Genomic DNA, 20,327 nt, shown 5'->3' with positions numbered 1-20,327 from the left:
ATGAAAGGGGAAAGTTAAAAAATTTAAAGTTGTTTGGATTCAATGAGCGCTTGAATCGCGGCGCTATAATTACGGCTCACTTTTAGCTGGACATCATCACCTAACTCAAGAATAGATTCACTATTACGCAAACCTTTGATTCGCTGAATAAAGTTAATGTTCACTAACGTTGATTTATGGATCCGTTTAAAAATTTTATCATCGAGCTCTTGTTCTAGTTTTTTCATCGTAATGCGCACAATATGGGTTTCATTTTTGGTGTGTACGCACATATAATCACCCGCGGCATCTATCCAGCGAATATCTGCAACAGGTAAAAAAACTTTTTCATTATCGCTATTTTTAATCACGAGCTCGGTTGCAAATTGGGTAGGCAATGGCGAGTTTGAACTTGATTTTAACCAATTTTCTAATTCTGATACTGAAATACCTGAAGTTTCTTTTAATGCATTTAATAATCTAAATTTTTCAGATTCGTTATGTTGCGGAGCGGAGCGTGCTAAAATTTTTTCAACTGTTTTTTGCAAACGCCCTAAATTAGCAGGCTTTAATATGTAATCAATTGCGTTAAGTTCAAACGCATCTATTGCATATTCACCATAGGCACTCACAAATACAATCATAGGCAATGTATCGGCTTGCAGCGCTTGCACCACCTCAATTCCATTAAGACCCGGCAGCTGTAAATCTAAAAACAATACATCGGGCTGTAACTGCTGGCATAGCTGAATCGCTTGATCGCCATTTTCAGCTTCGCCTATCACTTTAATTTCAGGAATTTTGGCTAGTCTTAAGCTCAAGCCCTCTAGCGCCAAAGGCTCGTCGTCTACAATCACCGCTGTTAGTATTTTATTGCTCATTAATCTTTTTCACAGGGCATTTTAATAATCACACTGGTTCCTTTTTGCTTATTTTCCAGCATCTCAATCGTATATTGTCCATTAAACATAGCATCTAATCTCGCTTTCGTATTGCTCATGCCAATCCCAAAACCTTTATTTACTTTGTGCGTCTGCCCATAACCATTATCTTCTACTTGAATCACTAATTGCTTATTTTCTGGTTGAGCACTAATTTTTATTTTACCATCCGCTTTACGAGGTTCAATTGCGTATTTAATTGAATTCTCAACCAAAGGCTGCAGTAACATACTGGGTAACCTACATGAAAGTACACTGGGTTCCACATTAGTATCTACTTGTAAACGCTCACCAAAGCGAATTTTTTCACAAGCCAAATAAATATTTAATAGCTCAAGTTCTTTGCTAAGTGTGGTTTGAGGTTTAGCATTTTTATCCAATGAATACCTTAAAAATTCACACAGCTTGTCTAACATATCGTTGGCTTTGTCATTTTCAGCTTTGTAGATCAACGTAGAAATTGCGTTCATGGTATTAAACATAAAGTGTGGGTTTAATTGATATCTAAGCATTTGCAATTGCGCATCCTTTGCTGAAGTTTGCGCACGTAACAGCATTTCATGCTCTTTTTGCAATTTAGTATTGTAAAGCATGATAAAAAATATAGCGGTCCAGACAAACATAGTCGTTAATGAAAACATCAGCCAACCACCAAACTCTAGCATGCTCCATTCATGGTTCCATTGCTGCTGATAAACAATAACTTTATAGCTACCTAGTTTAATTACGTTATAAATAAGCCCTAAAGCAGCAGCGGATAAAAAACTTAAGCTCAAAGTTTGCCTAAGTGGCAAGTGAACAATTTTACGAATTAAAATCCATTGTAAATAAGACAAAGTAAAACCACTGAGTGTTTCTACCGCCAAATTAAACAATTGTCCGGTTAAATTAAATGCAGGATCACCAAATTGCGGGTGAACAATAGCGAAAAAAACAATTAAGCTATAAGCCAACCAACCAGTAATTTGTAGGGTCCAGAATTGCTTGCGTTGTCGCTCGAATGCTTGAGACTCCAACTGCAATATATTTTGTTCGTGAATTTGATCGCTCATAATCGCTGCATTCATCATACTAAGTCATTTTTACAATATACAACATTTTGCAAACATAACTTATGTTTTCAAATTAAGTACGAATAATGCGACAAGAAGAAATAAATTTAAGGCAAACGGAAAAGATAAAGAATTAAAAATGACTGAAAATAAGAAATATAATATAAAGAAACGATAACTAACAAGAGAGAGAATGGCGGTGAGGCAGGGATTTGAACCCTGGGTACGCTATTAACGTACGCTGGTTTTCAAGACCAGTGCTTTCAACCACTCAGCCACCTCACCGCATTGTGGTTGCTCCGTAAGGAACGGGGCGCATATTAAGGAGATTAGGAGCCCTTGTAAAGGACAAATTTAATTTTTTTCTATTTTTCTGTTCATTCGGTTATAGAACACGCAATTAGCACAAATAACACACAACAAAAGCCGATAATAAACCTTTTCTCTAAATAACCTGCTGCATTAGACATAAAATGTCATAAAACACTTGAAATTAATAGACACAGGTGCAATATTCTGTAGCATAGAGTGAACAAAAGCTGTTTTTAACGATCTAATCTATCAACAGAAGCTTTATAAGAATTAAATTTAACTAGAGGTCTATTATGGAAAATCGTACTACTTATGCTCAACAGAGCGGTACTTCAGTTTTAGAAACGAATAAGGTACTACGTAATACTTATTCGTTATTAGCTATGACACTTGCATTCAGCGCGTTAGTTGCTGGCATTACCGGTGCTATGAACTTACCTCATCCACACTGGGCTGTATTTTTAATTGGCGCTTATGGCTTAATGTTTTTAGTACATAAAACAGCTAATTCTTCAGCTGGTATTTTATCGGTTTTTGCGTTCACAGGTTTTATGGGTTACACCTTAGGCCCAATTCTTTCAATGGTTGCTGGTGCAGGCCAAAGTGATTTAATTGTTATGGCATTAGGTGGCACAGCATTAACTTTCTTCGCATTATCTGGCTATGTATTAACCACTAAAAAAGATATGTCTTTTTTAGGCGGCATGATGACAGCGGGTTTTGTGGTTTTAATTGTGGCGGTTATCGCAAACTTGTTTTTACAAATTCCAGCGATTTCATTAGCCATTAGCGCTATGTTTATTCTATTTTCTTCAGGCGCAATTTTAATGCAAACCAGCTCAATTATTCGTGGTGGTGAGCGCAATTATATTTTAGCGACTGTCACTTTATACGTATCGCTTTATAATATTTTTGTGAGCTTATTACAATTATTAATGGCATTTGCTGGTAACGATGATTAATCACTCTAATTAACGCTTTAAAAGCCGAGTATGGGTTACCCTACTCGGCTTTTTTATTGCCTAATAAACTCACTTGCTTGGCAAAATGAAATTGGCTTTGTAGCGGGCTTCAATGTCGATTAAAATAAGATATATGTTTTTTAATATAACAGCCGCGTAATGACCCAATTTATTCTTTTTATCACAGCGCCTGCCGATAACCAGGCGAGCTTTAGTGCTTATCAGTTTGCGAGCAGCATCATTGAGCATAAAAGCAATCAATTAACCGCAGTGTTCTTTTATGGCGATGCAGTGCAAATAGCCAACCAGCTTAGAACCCAACCAAGCGATGAATTTGATTTAACCCAAGCTTGGAGTGATCTAGCTGCCAAAACTCAGACTCCATTATTAGTTTGTTCAGCAGCGGCTCAAAGACGCGGGGTTTTAGATCAATCTGAAGCTGAATATCACGGCCATAGCCAATATAACCTTGCACCCAATTTTACCATTGCAGGTTTGGCTGAATACGTCACGCTACAAACCAAATGCGATAAGGTGGTACAGTTTTAATGCAACCAACTCATGCTATTTTATTTAAACAATCCCCTTTTCAAAATAAAGCGGGTCAAGATGGATTAGAACTTGCCCTCACCTTGGCAACATTTGAACAACCCGTTGAATTATTTTTTAAAGGTTTAGGTATTCAACAGCTACTCAAAGAATTGACAGGCGAACCAGCTGGCCGCAAAACTTATACGGCTGCATTTAAATTACTTGAGCTGTACGACATTGAAGCCGTTTATGTTTACCAACCCAGCTTGGCGCAATTAAATGTAACACCAGAACAACTGGCTATTGATGTAACAGTGCTAACCCCCTCTCAATGGCATCAAAAGTTAAAATCACAAAATAGAGTATTAAGTTTTTAAACTATTTTCGTTTAATATTAGGTATTAATATGAGCACTTTATATCACGTTACCCAACTTCTCAGTGCAGATGAAAAATCGGAGTTGGCAAGCCTGCTAGCCGAAGATGATTTAGTTGTTTTTAGCCAAGATGGAGTCTACAACCAAATCAACACCAATAACATTTGCTACTTAGCAGATGACATTAAAAGTCGAGCAATTAATTTAGTGCAAGATAATGTTAAACTCATTAGCTATACAGACTGGGTAGATTTAGCAAGCCAGTTTCAAACCAATATAAAATGGTAATTCAAATTCATTATGTGTAAAACTGAACCGCTAAAATCAGTCGAATTAGATAAACACGGCTACTTAAAAAACCATCAAGATTGGACTCAGACATTAGCTGAGGCATTTGCGGAAGCTGAAAATATTCAACTTTCAGATAATCATTGGGAAGTCGTGCATTTTGTCAGAAATTTTTATCTTGAATACCAAACCAGCCCAGCAATGCGTATTTTAGTCAAAGCCGTAAAAAAATCTTTGGGCGAAGACAAAGGTAATAGCCGGTACTTATATAAACTTTTTCCAAAAGGTCCAGCCAAACAAGCAACCCGAATTGCGGGTTTACCTAAACCAGTTAAGTGTATTTAACCGAAACTCGGTTTAATGAATATGTTTTAAACGGCCTTTTTCACGAGGACTGCTTTATATTCACTTACCGATCTCATGGATTTGCGAGGTAGAGCGTGGTTGGAGCTAAAGCCGAGGCTAGCTATTGGCGCGTACGTAAATTAGCCTTGTCCACGCAAGAAATTTTTGTTAGTAACCATGCAGAGCGATAATATTAGATAATTCAATTAGTTAAAATACCCCTTAATCCGACATTGATCAGACCCCAAGCTCAAAATTATTAATTTTATAGTAGCGTTCAGCACATCCTGCGAGCTGCTGGATTACACTATTCCTCACGTCATTTATCCCATCCACATGCACCAACTCATAGTCATAGTGGGTATCAAGCTGCACTAGGTTTACACCTTCAAAACACTGGAATACCCAACGTAAAGTTGGATTGCTAATTGGTTTATTTATCTGGTTTGGAATGGTTACTTGCGCTTTAGCCATATTCGCACGTAACCGTCTTTGACCTATGCTATAAACCAATAACGACAGCGTCATAATCATCAACAAGGCATCGATTCTGCTTGGCTTTTTTATAAAAAGTGACGAGACAAAAAATAGTGGGTCTTTTAAAAATCTAAACCCTCGCTCAACATGAGATTGCGCTTTGTAGCGCTCAAAAACGCATTCATCGCTTAACTCAGTTTCACAGGCATTTGTTGCCAATACAAAACAAGATTTTTGTTCGACGTAATTCTGTTGCGCGGCTTTATCTTCGGTCACTTGGCCGATAAGTTGCCATTGCACTGATTGAACCACCGCATCTTTTTTGGGTCGGCCTTTTCCTTCATATTGATTATGTGCGTTGCACTCAGCAATGCTTAAACTATGGTATTTTTGCTTTTTATCTAATACTGCTAAGGCGCTTTGTGCATCCGTTTCACAAGCAAATCTTTGCGCTTGCAAATGAAATAGGGCTTTATCCAATGCTTTGCGCTCTTTAGCCACTAAACCTTCGATGCTTTTCTGTGCACGTGCTTTTGCTGCGTTAGAGTAAACAACCAGCCAACGCTGCTCAATATCCATATGCTCAACTCTAAGCGGTCTGTATTGATAGTTGTCGTTGATACGTGTCCAATCATTGGCCGTTAACGCTTCTGAAATGGACTGATTTTCTAATTTTATCGTGGATGGAATGAGAGTGATAAATCGAATTTGTTGGAGAAATTCGGCATTTTCTTTGTGGTAAAATTTGCTGTCTGCTATACAAAATTTGGGGGCATCGCTTGCTTTGAATGTATCTACCAATGCGCTGGCACGCTCTCTAAATATAGTGCTGTCAGATGCATTGCCATCCCAATTTTTACTGAGCATAGGGACGCCGCCGTCTTGCGTAACAATCATCTCTTGCACGATTTGTTTTAAATCAGGTCTATGGTCTTTGCTGTATCCATGTTTGATTTGAATTGGAATTTCATCTTCTTGTTCATCATCTATATTGTATTGGCCTGTAAGTGAATAACTTGTTGTATCTAAAGATTGAAATTGGGTGTCGACTTGCTCTATTTGGCAAGCTTGATAGGCAATACGAGCAAAAAGATTGTCACAACCAAAGTCGCTGCATTGGTCGAGTGTGCGTCCTAATTTGTGACGGTTAAAGTGACTTGCCTCGACTCCTTGTCTAAAAAGATGCTCCATTGGCAAATTTTCAAAAAATTGTGGTGTGAGGCTCAAAGGTCGGTTAGAAAAGCCCAACCCGTTCATAATCATGCCTTTAACCGCTTCACCTGGTGTTATCTCTTGCTTTTCATCTTGAGGTAAATATTGGTCTATTAATTCAACTAGTTTCAAGTCGTCAATTACGCCTGCTACAATGCCATGATGATCTAACCGTTTGATTTTTAATTTCATATTCACCTCACTAAATTGAGGTGCTATTTTATGTTTTTTAAGAGGATCTGACGATCCCTAAAAATAAAATTATTGAATGATCGTCTGATCAATGTCGGCTTAATCCGAGTTGAGATTGGCTAAATTAATTGAATTAATTAAATGCACTAAAACAAAAAAAGCAGCTGGCGTAAACGCGCAACTGCTTTAATTACTACATTCGGTGCTGAGCTTATTAGTTTCTATAAAACCAAACTAAATAAGCTTCAAATGCTAAATATACAACACTTAAGCCAATCGCACCTATCATTGCCCAGTAAACCATTTTTAAAAAAAGTTTCACTGGTGCGGTTACGTTTGGTGAGTTAGTTTTTGCCATTTTTATTACTTCTATGTAACGACAGCCTTCACTCAACTGCCAACAAATAAAATACAACAATAAAAATTAGGCTATTCGCTAGCCATGTTTAACCAGAAATAACTTCAAGCCCACCCATGTACGGCTGTAATGCAGCTGGCACTTTAATACTACCGTCAGCTTGCTGATAGTTTTCTAAAATGGCTACTAAAGTGCGCCCTACCGCTAAACCCGAACCATTTAAGGTATGTAATAGTTCTGGTTTTTTAGCGCCTTTACGGCGAACTCTTGCTTGCATTCGACGAGATTGAAAGTCAACCATATTTGAGCAAGACGAAATTTCACGATAGCAATCTTGCGCTGGCAACCAAACTTCTAGATCATAAGTTTTCGTCGCGCCAAAGCCCATGTCACCCGTACATAAAATCATTTTACGGTAAGGTAACTCTAACAATTGCAGCACTTTTTCAGCATCTTGAGTTAAGTTTTCAAGTGCTTCAAATGAATCTTCAGCTTTGACTAATTGAACTAACTCAACTTTATCAAACTGGTGCTGACGAATTAAACCTCGAGTATCTCGCCCTGAAGAACCTGCTTCAGAACGAAAACAAGGCGTATGTGCCGTTAACTTGATAGGCAATTCGTCTTCGTCATAAATTTCATCACGCGCTAAATTAGTTAACGGAACTTCTGCCGTTGGAATTAGCGACAAACCATACCCATGTTCCGTTTCAGCTTGAGTGTGGAATAAATCTTTGCCAAATTTAGGCAGCTGGCCTGTTCCGTATAAACTGTCAGAATTCACTAAATAAGGTACATAGGTTTCTTGATAACCATGCTGCTCAGTATGAAGATCTAGCATAAATTGGGTCAGCGCTCTGTGCATACGTGCAATTTTTCCACGCATTACCACAAAACGAGAACCAGATAATTTAACACCGCTTTCAAAGTCTAAACCTTTGTTTAAGTTTTCAGCTAAATCAACATGGTCTTTAACCTCAAAATCAAATGTTGGTAATTCACCAAAGCGACTGATTTCTACGTTTTCAGCTTCACTTTCGCCTAAGGGTACAGATTCATCCGGCAAGTTAGGTATAGATAATACTGCAGCATCCCATTCTTTTAATACTTGGGCTAGATCTTCTTTCGCCTGTGAGAGTTGCTCACCTAATTCGCCTACTTCAGCTAATAATGGCGCTATATCTTCGCCTTTGGCTTTTGCTTGACCTATTGATTTTGAACGAGCATTTCGTTCATTTTGAAGTTGCTCAGTTTTAACTTGCAACGCTTTGCGTTTCTCTTCTAACTCTGCAATTTGCGCAACATCAAGCACAAAATCTCGGGTTTTTAATCGCTCAGCAGTTTGTGCCAAGTCATTACGTAAAAATTTAGGATCTAACATTATTTATCCAATTATCTGTTTAATATCTTTTAATTTTAAGCCAATTATATTTTGATACCGGCTAGTTTACTACCCAACCAAACAGCGATTAAACAAATACCTACATTTAGCACAACATTTAAACCAGCTTTAAGCCAATCGCCTTGCTGCGCCAATAAAAAAGTATCCATCGAAAAGGTTGAAAAAGTGGTTAATGCACCTAAAAAGCCAATACCAATAAATGTTTTCCAAGGAACTAACTGAAAATACCCCTGTGTCATTAGCGTATATAATAAACCAATTAACAGTGAGCCTATGACATTGACCAGTAGTGTACCAAAGGGAAAGCTTTTACCAAACCAAACAAGCATTAATTGCGACAGAAAATAACGCAAGCAAGCGCCAAAGGCGCCGCCAAGTCCAATAAATAAATAAGTAACTGCGCTATTCATAACGTTTTTGCCTGCTGTTTGAATCTAGCTCAGCTAAATAAGCTAATTTATCACCAATCTTTTTCTCAAGGCCACGTGTTGACGGGAAATAATACTGTTGGTCTTTAAGCTCCGCGGGCATATAAACTTCACCGGCGGCATAAGCATTTTCTTCATTATGCGCATATCTGTATTCTGCTCCATGCCCTAAAGCTTGATTTACGGAGGTTGGTGCATTACGTAAATGATGCGGTACATCATAACTGGCGTGCGTTTTAGCATCTTTAAGTGCGGCTTTAAATGCCGTATACACAGCATTACTTTTAGGTGCACAAGCCATAAATACAGCCGCTTGCGCAATTGCTCGTTCACCTTCGGCTGGACCTACTCGGGTAAAACAATCCCAAGCGTTAATGGCAATTTGCATTGCTCTGGGATCAGCATTGCCAATATCTTCCGAGGCAATGGCCAATAACCGTCTAGCAACATATAAGGGATCAATACCCGCAGTTATCATTCGCGCATACCAATATAACGCGGCATCAGGATCCGAGCCTCTCACCGATTTATGGAAAGCCGAGATTAAATCGTAATATAAATCGCCACCTTTATCAGCGGCAACGACTCGGTATTGCAACAGAGTTTCAATATGCTGAGTTTCGACAACTCGTTCACCACTTACATTTGGCTCAATTAAATCGGTTAATATTTCAAGCTGATTTAACAGTTGCCGGGCGTCGCCATCGGCGTAATCAATCAGTAGGTCTGCTATTTTATCGGTAAACAGTAAACTGGCTGCGCTTTCGCTTCTACTCGGATCTTGCCTGACTTGTTCAAGTAAAACCTTTAGTTCTGATGGCTGATGTTTTTTTAATAAATAAACTCGAGCTCGAGACAATAAAGCTCGGTTTAATTCAAATCCAGGGTTTTCCGTGGTGGCTCCAATAAAAATAACGGTACCATCTTCAATAAAAGGCAAAAACGCGTCTTGCTGTGACTTATTAAAACGGTGGACCTCATCTACAAATAAAACCGTTTTTCGACCACTTTGCATTGCGGTTTGCTTTGCCGCGTCAATCGCAGCGCGAATATCTTTAACCCCTGCATTTACCGCTGATAGTCTCTCAACATGAGCATCAACATATCGAGCAATTAATTCGGCTAACGTGGTTTTACCCGTGCCTGGTGGACCCCATAAAATTAATGAATGAACTCGACCTGCCGTAATCGCTTTATATAAAGGTTTACTCGGCGCTAAAATATGTGATTGACCAATATAATGTTCCAGCTTTGTTGGCCGCATTCGTGCAGCTAGTGGTGCATTTACACTGTCAAATAGATTGGCTTCATTGTCGTTGGTCATCTAACTCAACACCAGCTGGCAATTCAAAATTAAAATGAGTATCACTAAAATCGCTAGCTTGCTGGGCGCTAAATTGACTAAAACGATAAACGCTGGTTTGCCCCTGCTTATCTAATATACTTAAGCTAGATAGCGCATTTTTATTAGATAAGACTAGTTTAACTTGCACTACCTGACTTTGTTCATCCTGCGTTGAGATGCTAAACACAGATTCTGATTGCTGGCTAATTTGATAAGCGTCCCATGCATTTGAATTTGGTTTTAGCAACAGTAAAATAGGATTAGATTGAATCGTATCTTTTAACCAATATGCAGTTACCTGTTCAACAAAAGGGTCATAAAACCAAACGGTTTCACCATCTGATTGAAGCGTATTTTCATTTGGTTCTGCAGTTACCCAGCGAAATTTGTCGGGCTGAATAAGCTCAACATAACCGTGCGATTGCTGGACTACTTGTCCGTCTCTGTCGGTAACCTCCTGTTCAAATTGAGCACTAAATCCTGATAGCTGCCCTAGTTTTTGTTTTAGTAATTCTGCAGCGCTATTGGCTATTGCATTTGATTGAAAACTGATAAAACTCACTAATACAAGAAAGATAACGTTAATTTTTTTTAGCATGATTAATCCAATTTAGGTGGTGGTGGCGCCAAAACTTCACGCGCACCATTATGACCGGCTGTAGTTACGACCCCAGTCGCTTCCATTTGTTCCACAATTCGGGCGGCTCTATTATAACCGATTCTAAATTTACGTTGAACGCTAGAGACTGAAACTTTGCGAGTTTCAGTTACAAAAGCAACGGCTTCATCATAAATAGGATCTGATTCTTCATCTGCCATCATTTCAGCCTGTTCGCCCGGCAATAAAGTTTCTTCAGATGAATCACCATTTAAAATACCATCAATGTAAACAGGTGTGCCACGGTCTTTCCAATCAGCTACGACCGCATGCACTTCATGATCATCAACAAAAGCACCATGCACCCGAGTTGGTACCCCTGTACCCGAAGGCAAATATAACATGTCCCCCATCCCTAATAAGGTTTCCGCCCCTTGCTGATCTAAGATAGTTCGTGAGTCGATTTTAGATGAAACCTGAAACGCCATTCGCGTTGGGATATTCGCTTTAATTAAGCCAGTAATCACATCAACCGATGGACGCTGAGTTGCCAACACTAAATGAATGCCAGCGGCTCGTGCCTTTTGAGCGATGCGAGCAATTAGTTCTTCCACTTTTTTACCCACTATCATCATCATGTCGGCGAATTCATCGATAACCACGACAATGGCTGGGAGTTTTTCTAAAAATGGAGCTTCTTCGTCCATGCTATCGCCTGGCTTCCATAAAGGGTCGCGAATCGGATTACCGTTTTCAATCGCATCATTAATTTTGGTGTTATAGCCTTTCATGTTTCTAACACCTAAGGCAGACATTAATTTATAACGTCTTTCCATTTCACCAACGCACCAACGCAGGGCGTTAGAGGCTTCTTTCATGTCGGTAACGACTTCACATAATAAGTGAGGAATGCCTTCATAAACTGATAACTCTAACATTTTGGGATCGATCATAATTAAACGAACATCTTCCGGCGTTGATTTATATAACAAGCTTAAAATCATCACGTTAACGCCAACCGATTTACCCGAACCCGTTGTACCAGCTACTAACAAATGAGGCATTTTTGCAAGATCAACCACCACAGGTTTACCTGCAATATCTTGCCCAAGCACCATAGTTAATGGCGATTTAGCTTTATCAAATTCATGGCCTTCAATTACTTCTGATAAACGAACAATTTCTCTGTGTTTATTTGGTAACTCTAACCCCACATAAGATTTACCCGGAATAACTTCAACTACACGCACACTCACAGCTGATAACGAGCGCGCTATATCTTTTGATAAATTGGTAATTTTAGAAACTTTGACTCCAGGTGCTAAATCTAATTCAAGCCGAGTAATCACAGGTCCTGGATACATCCCCATCACTTTAGCCTGCACCCCAAAATCTAATAATTTGGCTTCGACTAAAGCACTCACAGCATCCATTTCTTCCTGAGTAATTGGATTTTGTGCTTTATCGGGTCTATCTAACAACTCAAATGATGGTAAGACGGTTGTCGGCTGTTGCTCTTTTTCCATACTCGCCTGAATTAATTCATTTAATTGCTGGTGCGCAGGCGACAGCGGCTTTTTGTTCTGCTCTTGAGCTGCTCCGTTTGAGGTAGGCGAGCTGGTATTGGCTTTTGGCTGGGCGCTTGGCTGAGCTTGATTATATGGCGAATCTTGTGACGCTTGTTTTGAACTAACGACATGTGAACTGGTTTCTTGCACAGCGCTCACCGAATCGTTTTGTTTGCCTTGTTGCTGCCCTAGCGGTAACCGTGTTTGCATGTCGTCATCGTCGACTTCAGGCAAATCGCCAATCACAGGTTCAATAAAATCATTATTTAAATCGCGCTTTTCATCCGCTTGTTTATTCTGCTGAGTTTCATTCTCTGATTTACTAGGTTTAGCTCGCTTAAGCCATTTACTAATACCACTTGGTTTTTCATCCGCGTGTTGTTGGCGATCAGCTTCCATTGAAGCTTCAGCAGAAAAGGTCATTTCAGGTTCATCAGTTGGTTCATTAGCAAATTGATTAAAAAAATCATTTGCCAGTGCTGCATCATTAGATTCTGAATTTGACTCGACTTTTTGCTTATCTTGGCGATAGTTGAGCTTAGCAACGCCCTTTTGCTTAGCTTGTTTTTTATCCGCTTCATCATCATTTAGTTCGATTACAAAAGCTTCATCTTCAGTTGATTCTTTGCTCGCTTTAAATTCACCTTGCGTAAAAGCTTTCAATTTTTGCCAAGTATATTCGCCGCCAAAAATTAAATATTCACCGGTTTTATCAACCAAATACAACCAAGACACGCCAAACAGTAACGTAATGCCTGTGCAGAAAAAACAAAGCAACAATAAGGTTGTGCCAACAAAATTAAAATAAGGCAGCATCGACTGACTAATTAAATCACCCAATAAGCCGCCTGATGAGTAGTCAAATAAATCAACAAAATTTAAACTAGATAAAGAAGTACTTGAAATTAGCAATAAAACAAAGCCAATTACTCGTAAACCCAGCGCTAAATAGTCAATTTCAAAAAAGTTTGGTTTTTGCTGAAATATCGCCCAACCAATAAAAGCGATGAAAATAGGGACTAAATAAGCAACAAAGCCCAAAAAGAAAAACAATAAATCCGATAGCCAAGCACCCGCGGCCCCAGCTAAATTATGAATGGGCACGTTATAACCGGACTGACTCCAACTTGGGTCCAGTGGATTAAATGAAATAAGTGATATGAGAATAAATAAGGCACAGCCAGCTGAGGTAATTAACCCAACTTCCAGTAAGCGCTGAATACCTGTTAATGATTGCTTTGGCTTGATGCGATTCAAACTATTTTTATACCTTAACGTTTAATAAATTGACGAATACTACAAAATTGTTTTTATAACTTGAAGTCTGGTGCTGACATCGAATTTGAAATTAAATGAGTTTCTAAAAAGCGACCCTGTCGAATCAGACTGACATTTTATATTGCCCTATTCTAAACAGGATTGAACAAAATTCACATCCTTGATCAAGAGTTATTGTGATCCAACTACAAAAGCTATCCAATATTAAATAAATTTTATAATTTACAAGCCAGATATATGGACAAGAAGGTAAATAAAAACCAAGCTTAATTAAAGATGTTATCTCGTCTCGAGCATTTTCTTTACCTTTAAAAGGAGCGGCATAAAATGAAAATAGGAATAGCCAAAGAAGTTAAAAATAGTGAATACCGTGTAGGATTAACGCCAAATTATGTTGCACTTTTATTAGCGTCTGGGCATCAGGTTTGGGTAGAAAACAATGCTGGATCTGGCGTTCAAATGTTGGAGGAAGCCTATCAAGATGCGGGCGCAAAAATAGTTAACCAAGCAGAGCTTTATCAAAATGCTGAACTCATTATTAAAGTAAAAGAACCCCAGCCGAGTGAGTATTCACTATTAAAGCCGAACCATATTTTATTTACCTTTTTACATTTAGCAGCCAACCCTGATTTAGCAAAGGCTTTGTGTAATTCTGGCGCTACCTGTATTGCCTATGAAACCATTCAAATGAGTAATGGTCAACTTCCTGTGTTGTACCCTATGTCTGAAATTGCAGGTCGGTTGTCTATTCAAGCTGGCGCTAGAATGTTAGAAAAGCCCCAAAGCGGTATGGGTAAATTGTTATCTGGGTTAGCGGGTGTAAAACCAGCTGACGTAGTGATTATTGGCGCAGGTGTGGTCGGTAAAAACGCGCTTCAAATGGCAATAGGCGCGCAAGCTAACGTGACAATACTAGATACAAATCTAGATAAACTGAGAGCGATTCAAAGTCATTACAAAAACCAAGTCTGTTGTTTGCTTTCTAATTCAGTAAACTTGAAACAGTGTGTATTAAATGCAGATTTAATTGTTGGTTCAGTTTTATTACCTGGTAAGCAAGCCCCTAAATTAGTCCCTCAAAGCTGGCTATCACATATGCGTCGTGGTGCGGTGTTAGTCGATGTTGCTATTGATCAAGGCGGGTGTTTTGAAAGCTCAACGGCAACCACACATCAAGAACCTAGTTATGTGAAACAAGGCATTGTCCATTACTGTGTTAGTAACATGCCTGGCGCTGTGCCGATTAGTGCAACAGAGTCATTAACCAATGTTACTTACCAATATATTGAGGCTATTGCTGAATTAGGTTTGCAAAACGCAATACAAAAACTGCCAGAATTAAAACTTGGGCTCAATATTCAAGCAGGCGAGATTATACACGAGGCTATTGCTGAAAGCTTAGCCAAGGGTTAGAAGTTAAAGTTAACGCTTAAGAGATTTTAGTTGGCTAACAGGCATAGGCTTGGCGTAAAAATACCCTTGTATGCAATAACAGCCTTGAGCTAATAAAAAGTCGCTTTGCTCTTGAGTTTCAACGCCCTCAGCAATGGTTTCTAATCCTAATTTTTGAGCCATCGCGATAATAGCGCTGGCAATTTCAATATCTTGCTGATCATTTGGTATATCTCGGATAAAAGTGCGATCAATTTTTATGCAATGGATTGGGAACTGTTTTAAATAAGCCAGCGATGAATAGCCCGTACCAAAATCATCAACTGATAAACGACAACCTAACTCTCGTAGTTGTTGCATTACATCAATCGCTTGCTGGGTATTTTCCATTAACACGGATTCAGTTAGCTCAAACTCCAATTGCTCTGGTTTAACTTTATATTCGTTCAGAACCGCTTTAACTTGCGGCATAAAGCTTTTCGCAAAAAATTGATTACCTGATAAGTTAACTGATATCCCTTCGATCCCTAAGCTTTTCAGTAGTAACTCATGTTCAACTAAATAATGACAAACTTGTCGAAGTACCACTAAGCCTAATTCATGGATTAAACCGCTTTCTTCTGCTAAAGCAATAAAAATATCTGGTGGAATAAACCCGTCTTCGTCATCAACCCAGCGCACTAAAGCTTCAGCCCAATAAAATCGATTATGCTGCAAGTTAAATTGTGGCTGCAAATATACCATGAGCTTATCATCGGCTAATGCCTGACGTAGTTTTTGTTCTAATCTAATTTTATTTTTTATTTCTGCATCTAGGGTGTAACTAAAATATACCGCTTGGTTTCTACCAAAATCTTTTGCTTTATACAAAGCTATATCAGCATTTCGAATTAACTCTGCCCCCGTTAAACCATCTTTAGGGTAAACGGCAACACCGATAGATGCAGTCACGTCTAATAATGAATGATGCTCCATTGGCGTAATGACATGAGATAATATCTCGTTGACTATTTTATCCAGTTGAGACAAAGCATGCGCATCTCGGATTAAAATCATAAATTCATCGCCGCCCATGCGGGATACTAAATCTTCAGCCGACAGCAATTGGCTTAATTTGCTAGCCACAGTTTGCAATAGCTCATCACCAGACTCATGCCCTAAGCTATCATTTACTCGCTTAAAATGGTCTAAATCTAACATAAGCACAGCCATGCTTTGTTTTAATCTTGCAGCATTAGCAATTTCAAGTTGCAAATGGTCATTAAAAAAGCGTCTATTCGCTAGCCCGGTTAGCGGGTCTTTAAATGCAAGCTTTTCAAGATCTGCCCGCGCTTGCTTTAATTCAGTAATGTCTAACAAAGTACCAATGTAGCCAGCAAATTGATTTTCTTGTAAATGAATAGGGGCTAATTGCTCTAAAAAAGTTTTAACTTCTCCATCAAATGAACAGTATTGATACTCGATCACTAACGGTTGCTTAGATTTTTTGGCTGCATCTACTGTGCTAACAACACGCGATAAATCATTGGCATCTATTTGCTGGCAATAGTCCTGATAATTAAGTGGTAATCGGCACTCCGTCATTTGCTGCCATCGCTGATTTACAAATAAATAAGTATCGTTCTGGTCGCGTAAAAATATACCAATTGGCGCATTTTCGGTTAACGTTCTAAATCTTTGTTCTGAAAATTGTAATTGTTCATGCTCGTTAGACAAACTATCTAACATATTATTAAACACATCGACCAACTCACCCACTTCATCATCTTTCACTTTCGTTGCGCGAGTTTGTGAAAAAACATTTTGAGTAATGCTAAGTGCGGTACCATGTAATTGCTGAAGTGGCGATAAAATTCGCTTTAGTAAATGATTGACCAATAAATAGATCGTAAGTAAAGACACCATTAAAACAACAAATAAAATACTGAGTATATTGGCTTGAGTTGTTTGTAAATAGCCTAAATTTGAGTGTATGTTCAGTATTCCCAGCATGTCACCTTGCTCTATAACGGGCATATTTACTATTAGTTGATCGTCGGTAAATTGATGGCCGCTTAAATCAATTAGCGCATTAGAAGGTTTGCACTGATAAGCGTTATCCTGGTTTGAGTAGCTGGCAAAAAATTGCCCAGCCTGATCGTATAAGCAAATTTTTTCTATTGATGGGTGGTATTGCGCTGCTTCTAAATTAGTGGTGGCAGCGGTTTTATCATTAAAAATAAGTGCTGCGCTGGTTCGGTTAGCCAAAATATTCGCAATAACATTTAAATCAGTTACTAGCTTTTCTTTAACTAACTCACGCTCCACAAAAGATAAAACAGTACCAAGAACAATAAAACAAGACAGGATGACAATCGCCAATCGTTTTATAATGGAGAGTTTTAGCGAGTGCTTGTTAAATGCCATCGCTAATTGCCCTTAATTTCAGTAGCCAGCTCTAATAATGATGAGCTAAAAACAATATTATTTTGTTTCGCCAATACTAAATTCACTTTAAAACCGATACCACTATTACGTTTAAAGATTTCAATCGCAGAATAATTCAATCCATGCTCGCAGCCATCGCACACAATTAAGGGTTTTCGTTTATGTTGGCTCAGTTTTTTAAATGTCTGCTCTGTCGCTAAAGCGTTTTCGCCTTCAATAATGACATGGCAAAAATCAGTATTTTGTTTATAAGAATCTATTTTAGTTAAGGTGAGTTTTTTTTGAGCTACACGCAGGCTTGAAATAACGCTACCCAATTTTTTTTCAACTAACGGCTGACCGACCGTACAAACTTGAATTTTGGTCACATCGGCTTCAAGTGGTAATTTTGTAAAGCGTAAAATGCCAATCACCATGGCTGCACGTAAGCTTTCTTCGTCAGGTTGATTGATCAAGGCATAAGCTGAACTTGCGCATATAAAATTGAGCAATACAAATATTAAACTTAACTTTGCAACCAATCGCTTTTGTTTCATCCTTCGTCCATTATATTAACTTACTTTGCTCACACATCCCTTTAACTCAACTTACGCACAATGTATCGGCGCTTTTTGAGGCCGCAACACTTTTTAGCAGCCATCTTTTTAGTGTAGCAAGCAACTCTGCTAGTTACTAGATTAGCGACTAGCTAAATTAGTTCCGATTAGACTGTTTTATTTGAGCGACTAATTCACGTAATAAATCGGATGTCGTCAACACAAAGGCCTGATATCCTGTTTTATTTTGTTCTTGTATGATATCAAAATAATGCCGCTGATTAGTAGCGTTATTCCATTGCCAATAACCAGACAAATAGACTTGACCGGAAACACTACCAACTAGACGTTCAATCTTAAGTTTTAAGGCTCGCTTTGTTTGCCCTTTTGTATCCACTTGCATCAACAATAACTGGTTGCTGATGTATCGCTCAACCATTTCATCAAGCGGTTCAGCCCAACGATGATAATGCGCAAAAGTAAGTTCAGATTTTGCACTTTCGATCACAATATTTTCTTGCTTTAAAAATTCTGGCAACTGAACATCAACTTTAACCCAAGGGGTTAATACTTGCTTAATTGGAGTATAGTCTAAAGCATAATAAGTTACTTTGGGTTTAGGTGTTGTGCAACTTACCAAAGTCATCATTAAGCTAAATAAAAAAATATGTTTAACGCTCATTTTGGCTTCCCGGTACATAATCAACCTGATCATCTGAACCAAAGATGACAGAATTCGGTTTTTGTTCTAACGTGTCTGCAGCTCGCTGCACGCTATTAAGCGTAGACTTTAACTTGGATAAAGTCGCACTGAGTTCACTAGCTAGCTCAGATTCAGGTGACAGTTGAGCAAGGCTTTTGTTAGCTGTTGCCATTAATTCCTTTAACTGCGCAGGCAAGGCTTTGATCTCATCAGAATTTAACAAACTATTCGTAGAGTTCGCAAGCTGATCAACACTACCCAAAGTGTTATTCGCCGTGGTTAAAGTTTGATTCACTTGTGCTATCGTTGCATTTAAACCACTCACGGTTTGCTCAAGTGGTAATTGATTCAGCTTATGCGTAAATGCAGTCATGCCCGATATTAAACTATCTAAATCATCTGCTGTCGTAGGAATGGTATGATAACGCCCCGCTTTCCCCATTTTTCCGGGGGCTAAATCAGGGTAAAAGTCTAATTGGATAAAGCTTTGGCCCGTTACTAAACTACCCGTTTTTAATGCTGCTTTTAGCCCTTTATTAATGTGTTTCTCTAACAGCTTAGTCAGTTTCCCTCTCGCTGCTGGACTATCTTGAGCAATAATTTTACCGGGATCAATTCGAATTAACACTGGGACTTTAGGATTTTGTGCTGATTCAAATTGCTTTTCAGGTAAATATTTAAAAGCAATATCGATTACACTACCAACTTTGATGCCTCGGTATTCAACGTCTTCACCCACATTTAACCCACGTACTGAACGATCAAATAACAATAAATAATCAACTGAATATTCAAATGGATGGGCTTCAATTGCTTGCCGGTTATCATATAAATTAAATTCAGTGCCATCAACCACTTGCCGACCGGGCTTTGATGATTTTGGTAAATCAAAAGCAACACCGCCAATTAAAGTGCTTTCCATTGCATCTGTGTGCATAGCGACACTTTGCGCGTTAATTTGCAACGATATTCCACTCGCATTGTAAAACCGTGTATTACTAGTCACCATTTTATCGTAGGGTGACTCAATAAATAATCGCGTTTTAAGCTTCTGCTCATTTAATATTTCAACTTGGGTAATTTGTCCCACTTCAAATCCTTTAAATAAAACAGGATCGCCTGCATTAAGAGACGCTGCGCTATCACTTATTAAAAATACATTGATACCCGCTTTATTCGCAGGCGTTAGCGGTGGGTTATCTAAACCAACAAAACTGGTTTTTCCCGGGTAATCATTACCAGGTTCTAGTTCAATATAAGCCCCTGAAAACAAAGTACTTAAACCTGACACACCTTTTGACCCAACTCTGGGTTTAACGACCCAAAACTGAGAATCTTGTCTGAGTAAGTCTTCAGCTTGAGCTTGTATTCTAGCCAGCACAGTAACGGTTTGTGAATCTTGATTAATTTTTACTTGGGTAACAACGCCCACTTCAACATTCAGGGTTTTAATTAAAGTTCGCCCTGCTTCAATACCTTCTGCGTTCTCAAAGCGAATTTCAATTTCTGTGCCTCGCTGCAAATAATGCTGAGTAACAAACCAAATACTGGTAATCATTGCAATCAATGGAATAAGCCAGACAGATGACAAACGAGTTCTTTTTTTTACAATCGGATTATTCATT

19 protein-coding genes and 1 tRNA gene are annotated in these 20,327 nt (G+C 38.6%); 6 read left to right on the top strand and 14 right to left on the bottom strand.

The window, feature by feature from the left end; genetic code table 11:
* Positions 1-23: 23 nt before the first annotated feature.
* From OLW01_RS03005 to OLW01_RS02995, 3 genes are all read right to left on the bottom strand, one after another.
* Positions 24-860, bottom strand: coding sequence for a LytR/AlgR family response regulator transcription factor (locus OLW01_RS03005; RefSeq protein ID WP_268075146.1), 837 nt, complete (start codon positions 858-860; stop codon positions 24-26).
* Positions 860-1,972, bottom strand: a complete 1,113-nt coding sequence (locus tag OLW01_RS03000) for a sensor histidine kinase (RefSeq protein ID WP_268075145.1) — start codon at positions 1,970-1,972, stop codon at positions 860-862. The genes OLW01_RS03005 and OLW01_RS03000 overlap by 1 nt, the downstream gene beginning before the upstream one ends.
* 194 nt (positions 1,973-2,166) lie before the next feature.
* Positions 2,167-2,257, bottom strand: a tRNA-Ser gene (locus tag OLW01_RS02995).
* A gap of 320 nt (positions 2,258-2,577) precedes the next feature.
* On the opposite strand from OLW01_RS02995, the gene OLW01_RS02990 reads away from it, so the two are divergent.
* The 5 genes from OLW01_RS02990 to OLW01_RS02970 all read left to right on the top strand — a co-directional run bounded on the left by OLW01_RS02990 (position 2,578) and on the right by OLW01_RS02970 (position 4,786).
* Positions 2,578-3,246 (top strand): Bax inhibitor-1/YccA family protein, encoded by a 669-nt coding sequence (locus OLW01_RS02990; RefSeq protein ID WP_268075144.1) that lies wholly within the window; start codon positions 2,578-2,580, stop codon positions 3,244-3,246.
* 159 nt (positions 3,247-3,405) lie between these two features.
* On the top strand, positions 3,406-3,795 hold the full coding sequence (tusD, locus tag OLW01_RS02985; protein WP_268075143.1) for a sulfurtransferase complex subunit TusD: 390 nt from the start codon (positions 3,406-3,408) through the stop codon (positions 3,793-3,795).
* Positions 3,795-4,154 carry a sulfurtransferase complex subunit TusC gene (gene tusC / locus OLW01_RS02980; protein WP_268075142.1) on the top strand — a complete coding sequence of 120 codons (360 nt, stop codon included), beginning with the start codon at positions 3,795-3,797 and terminating at the stop codon, positions 4,152-4,154. Before tusD ends, tusC begins: the two co-directional genes overlap by 1 nt.
* Positions 4,155-4,183: 29 nt before the next feature.
* A complete protein-coding gene (locus OLW01_RS02975; RefSeq protein WP_268075141.1) occupies positions 4,184-4,441 on the top strand; it encodes a DsrH/TusB family sulfur metabolism protein in 258 nt (85 codons plus the stop codon).
* Positions 4,442-4,453: 12 nt separating this feature from the next.
* Positions 4,454-4,786 (top strand): TusE/DsrC/DsvC family sulfur relay protein, encoded by a 333-nt coding sequence (locus OLW01_RS02970; protein WP_268075140.1) that lies wholly within the window; start codon positions 4,454-4,456, stop codon positions 4,784-4,786.
* 237 nt (positions 4,787-5,023) lie between these two features.
* Here OLW01_RS02970 and OLW01_RS02965 read toward each other — a convergent pair whose 3' ends face one another.
* From OLW01_RS02965 to OLW01_RS02935, 7 genes are all read right to left on the bottom strand, one after another.
* The gene (locus OLW01_RS02965; protein ID WP_268073583.1) at positions 5,024-6,667 is read right to left on the bottom strand and encodes an IS1634 family transposase; all 1,644 of its coding nucleotides are present in this window, start codon (positions 6,665-6,667) and stop codon (positions 5,024-5,026) included.
* Positions 6,668-6,881: 214 nt separating this feature from the next.
* Positions 6,882-7,025, bottom strand: coding sequence for a hypothetical protein (locus OLW01_RS02960; RefSeq protein WP_268075139.1), 144 nt, complete (start codon positions 7,023-7,025; stop codon positions 6,882-6,884).
* Between the two features lie 88 nt (positions 7,026-7,113).
* Positions 7,114-8,406 (bottom strand): serine--tRNA ligase, encoded by a 1,293-nt coding sequence (gene serS, locus OLW01_RS02955; protein WP_268075138.1) that lies wholly within the window; start codon positions 8,404-8,406, stop codon positions 7,114-7,116.
* Between the two features lie 44 nt (positions 8,407-8,450).
* Positions 8,451-8,837 carry a fluoride efflux transporter CrcB gene (gene crcB, locus OLW01_RS02950; RefSeq protein WP_268075137.1) on the bottom strand — a complete coding sequence of 129 codons (387 nt, stop codon included), beginning with the start codon at positions 8,835-8,837 and terminating at the stop codon, positions 8,451-8,453.
* A complete protein-coding gene (locus tag OLW01_RS02945; RefSeq protein ID WP_268075136.1) occupies positions 8,830-10,179 on the bottom strand; it encodes a replication-associated recombination protein A in 1,350 nt (449 codons plus the stop codon). Before OLW01_RS02945 ends, crcB begins: the two co-directional genes overlap by 8 nt.
* Entirely contained in the window at positions 10,163-10,798 is a 636-nt protein-coding gene (lolA, locus tag OLW01_RS02940; protein ID WP_268075135.1) for an outer membrane lipoprotein periplasmic chaperone LolA, read from the bottom strand. The genes OLW01_RS02945 and lolA overlap by 17 nt, the downstream gene beginning before the upstream one ends.
* Before the next feature lie 2 nt (positions 10,799-10,800).
* Positions 10,801-13,623: a DNA translocase FtsK gene (locus OLW01_RS02935; protein ID WP_268075134.1), complete on the bottom strand. Its 2,823-nt coding sequence runs from the start codon at positions 13,621-13,623 to the stop codon at positions 10,801-10,803.
* A gap of 348 nt (positions 13,624-13,971) precedes the next feature.
* On the opposite strand from OLW01_RS02935, the gene ald reads away from it, so the two are divergent.
* Entirely contained in the window at positions 13,972-15,057 is a 1,086-nt protein-coding gene (ald, locus tag OLW01_RS02930; protein WP_268075133.1) for an alanine dehydrogenase, read from the top strand.
* A gap of 9 nt (positions 15,058-15,066) precedes the next feature.
* Here ald and OLW01_RS02925 read toward each other — a convergent pair whose 3' ends face one another.
* The 4 genes from OLW01_RS02925 to pqiB all read right to left on the bottom strand — a co-directional run bounded on the left by OLW01_RS02925 (position 15,067) and on the right by pqiB (position 20,326).
* A complete protein-coding gene (locus OLW01_RS02925; RefSeq protein WP_268075132.1) occupies positions 15,067-17,442 on the bottom strand; it encodes an EAL domain-containing protein in 2,376 nt (791 codons plus the stop codon).
* Between the two features lie 2 nt (positions 17,443-17,444).
* Positions 17,445-17,999: a YfiR family protein gene (locus OLW01_RS02920; protein WP_268075131.1), complete on the bottom strand. Its 555-nt coding sequence runs from the start codon at positions 17,997-17,999 to the stop codon at positions 17,445-17,447.
* A 157-nt stretch (positions 18,000-18,156) separates the two neighbouring features.
* Positions 18,157-18,681 carry a PqiC family protein gene (locus OLW01_RS02915; RefSeq protein ID WP_268075130.1) on the bottom strand — a complete coding sequence of 175 codons (525 nt, stop codon included), beginning with the start codon at positions 18,679-18,681 and terminating at the stop codon, positions 18,157-18,159.
* Positions 18,671-20,326, bottom strand: coding sequence for an intermembrane transport protein PqiB (gene pqiB, locus OLW01_RS02910; RefSeq protein ID WP_268075129.1), 1,656 nt, complete (start codon positions 20,324-20,326; stop codon positions 18,671-18,673). Before pqiB ends, OLW01_RS02915 begins: the two co-directional genes overlap by 11 nt.
* Between the last annotated feature and the right edge of the window lies 1 nt (position 20,327).

This window comes from Catenovulum adriaticum, from assembly GCF_026725475.1.
GTDB classification, from domain to species: domain Bacteria; phylum Pseudomonadota; class Gammaproteobacteria; order Enterobacterales; family Alteromonadaceae; genus Catenovulum; species Catenovulum adriaticum.
This window is presented reverse-complemented; position numbering and strand designations above follow the sequence as displayed.

Coding starts and splice junctions, on each gene's coding strand:
- OLW01_RS02960 (WP_268075139.1), bottom strand. CDS start 7,025: ATGGCAAAAACTAACTCACCAAACGTAACCGCACCAGTGAAACTTTTT.
- tusD (WP_268075143.1), top strand. CDS start 3,406: ATGACCCAATTTATTCTTTTTATCACAGCGCCTGCCGATAACCAGGCG.
- OLW01_RS02945 (WP_268075136.1), bottom strand. CDS start 10,179: ATGACCAACGACAATGAAGCCAATCTATTTGACAGTGTAAATGCACCA.
- OLW01_RS02990 (WP_268075144.1), top strand. CDS start 2,578: ATGGAAAATCGTACTACTTATGCTCAACAGAGCGGTACTTCAGTTTTA.
- OLW01_RS02965 (WP_268073583.1), bottom strand. CDS start 6,667: ATGAAATTAAAAATCAAACGGTTAGATCATCATGGCATTGTAGCAGGC.
- OLW01_RS02975 (WP_268075141.1), top strand. CDS start 4,184: ATGAGCACTTTATATCACGTTACCCAACTTCTCAGTGCAGATGAAAAA.
- tusC (WP_268075142.1), top strand. CDS start 3,795: ATGCAACCAACTCATGCTATTTTATTTAAACAATCCCCTTTTCAAAAT.
- ald (WP_268075133.1), top strand. CDS start 13,972: ATGAAAATAGGAATAGCCAAAGAAGTTAAAAATAGTGAATACCGTGTA.
- OLW01_RS02925 (WP_268075132.1), bottom strand. CDS start 17,442: ATGGCATTTAACAAGCACTCGCTAAAACTCTCCATTATAAAACGATTG.
- OLW01_RS02970 (WP_268075140.1), top strand. CDS start 4,454: ATGTGTAAAACTGAACCGCTAAAATCAGTCGAATTAGATAAACACGGC.
- OLW01_RS03000 (WP_268075145.1), bottom strand. CDS start 1,972: ATGAGCGATCAAATTCACGAACAAAATATATTGCAGTTGGAGTCTCAA.
- serS (WP_268075138.1), bottom strand. CDS start 8,406: ATGTTAGATCCTAAATTTTTACGTAATGACTTGGCACAAACTGCTGAG.
- lolA (WP_268075135.1), bottom strand. CDS start 10,798: ATGCTAAAAAAAATTAACGTTATCTTTCTTGTATTAGTGAGTTTTATC.
- OLW01_RS02915 (WP_268075130.1), bottom strand. CDS start 18,681: ATGAGCGTTAAACATATTTTTTTATTTAGCTTAATGATGACTTTGGTA.
- OLW01_RS02920 (WP_268075131.1), bottom strand. CDS start 17,999: ATGAAACAAAAGCGATTGGTTGCAAAGTTAAGTTTAATATTTGTATTG.
- OLW01_RS03005 (WP_268075146.1), bottom strand. CDS start 860: ATGAGCAATAAAATACTAACAGCGGTGATTGTAGACGACGAGCCTTTG.
- crcB (WP_268075137.1), bottom strand. CDS start 8,837: ATGAATAGCGCAGTTACTTATTTATTTATTGGACTTGGCGGCGCCTTT.
- pqiB (WP_268075129.1), bottom strand. CDS start 20,326: ATGAATAATCCGATTGTAAAAAAAAGAACTCGTTTGTCATCTGTCTGG.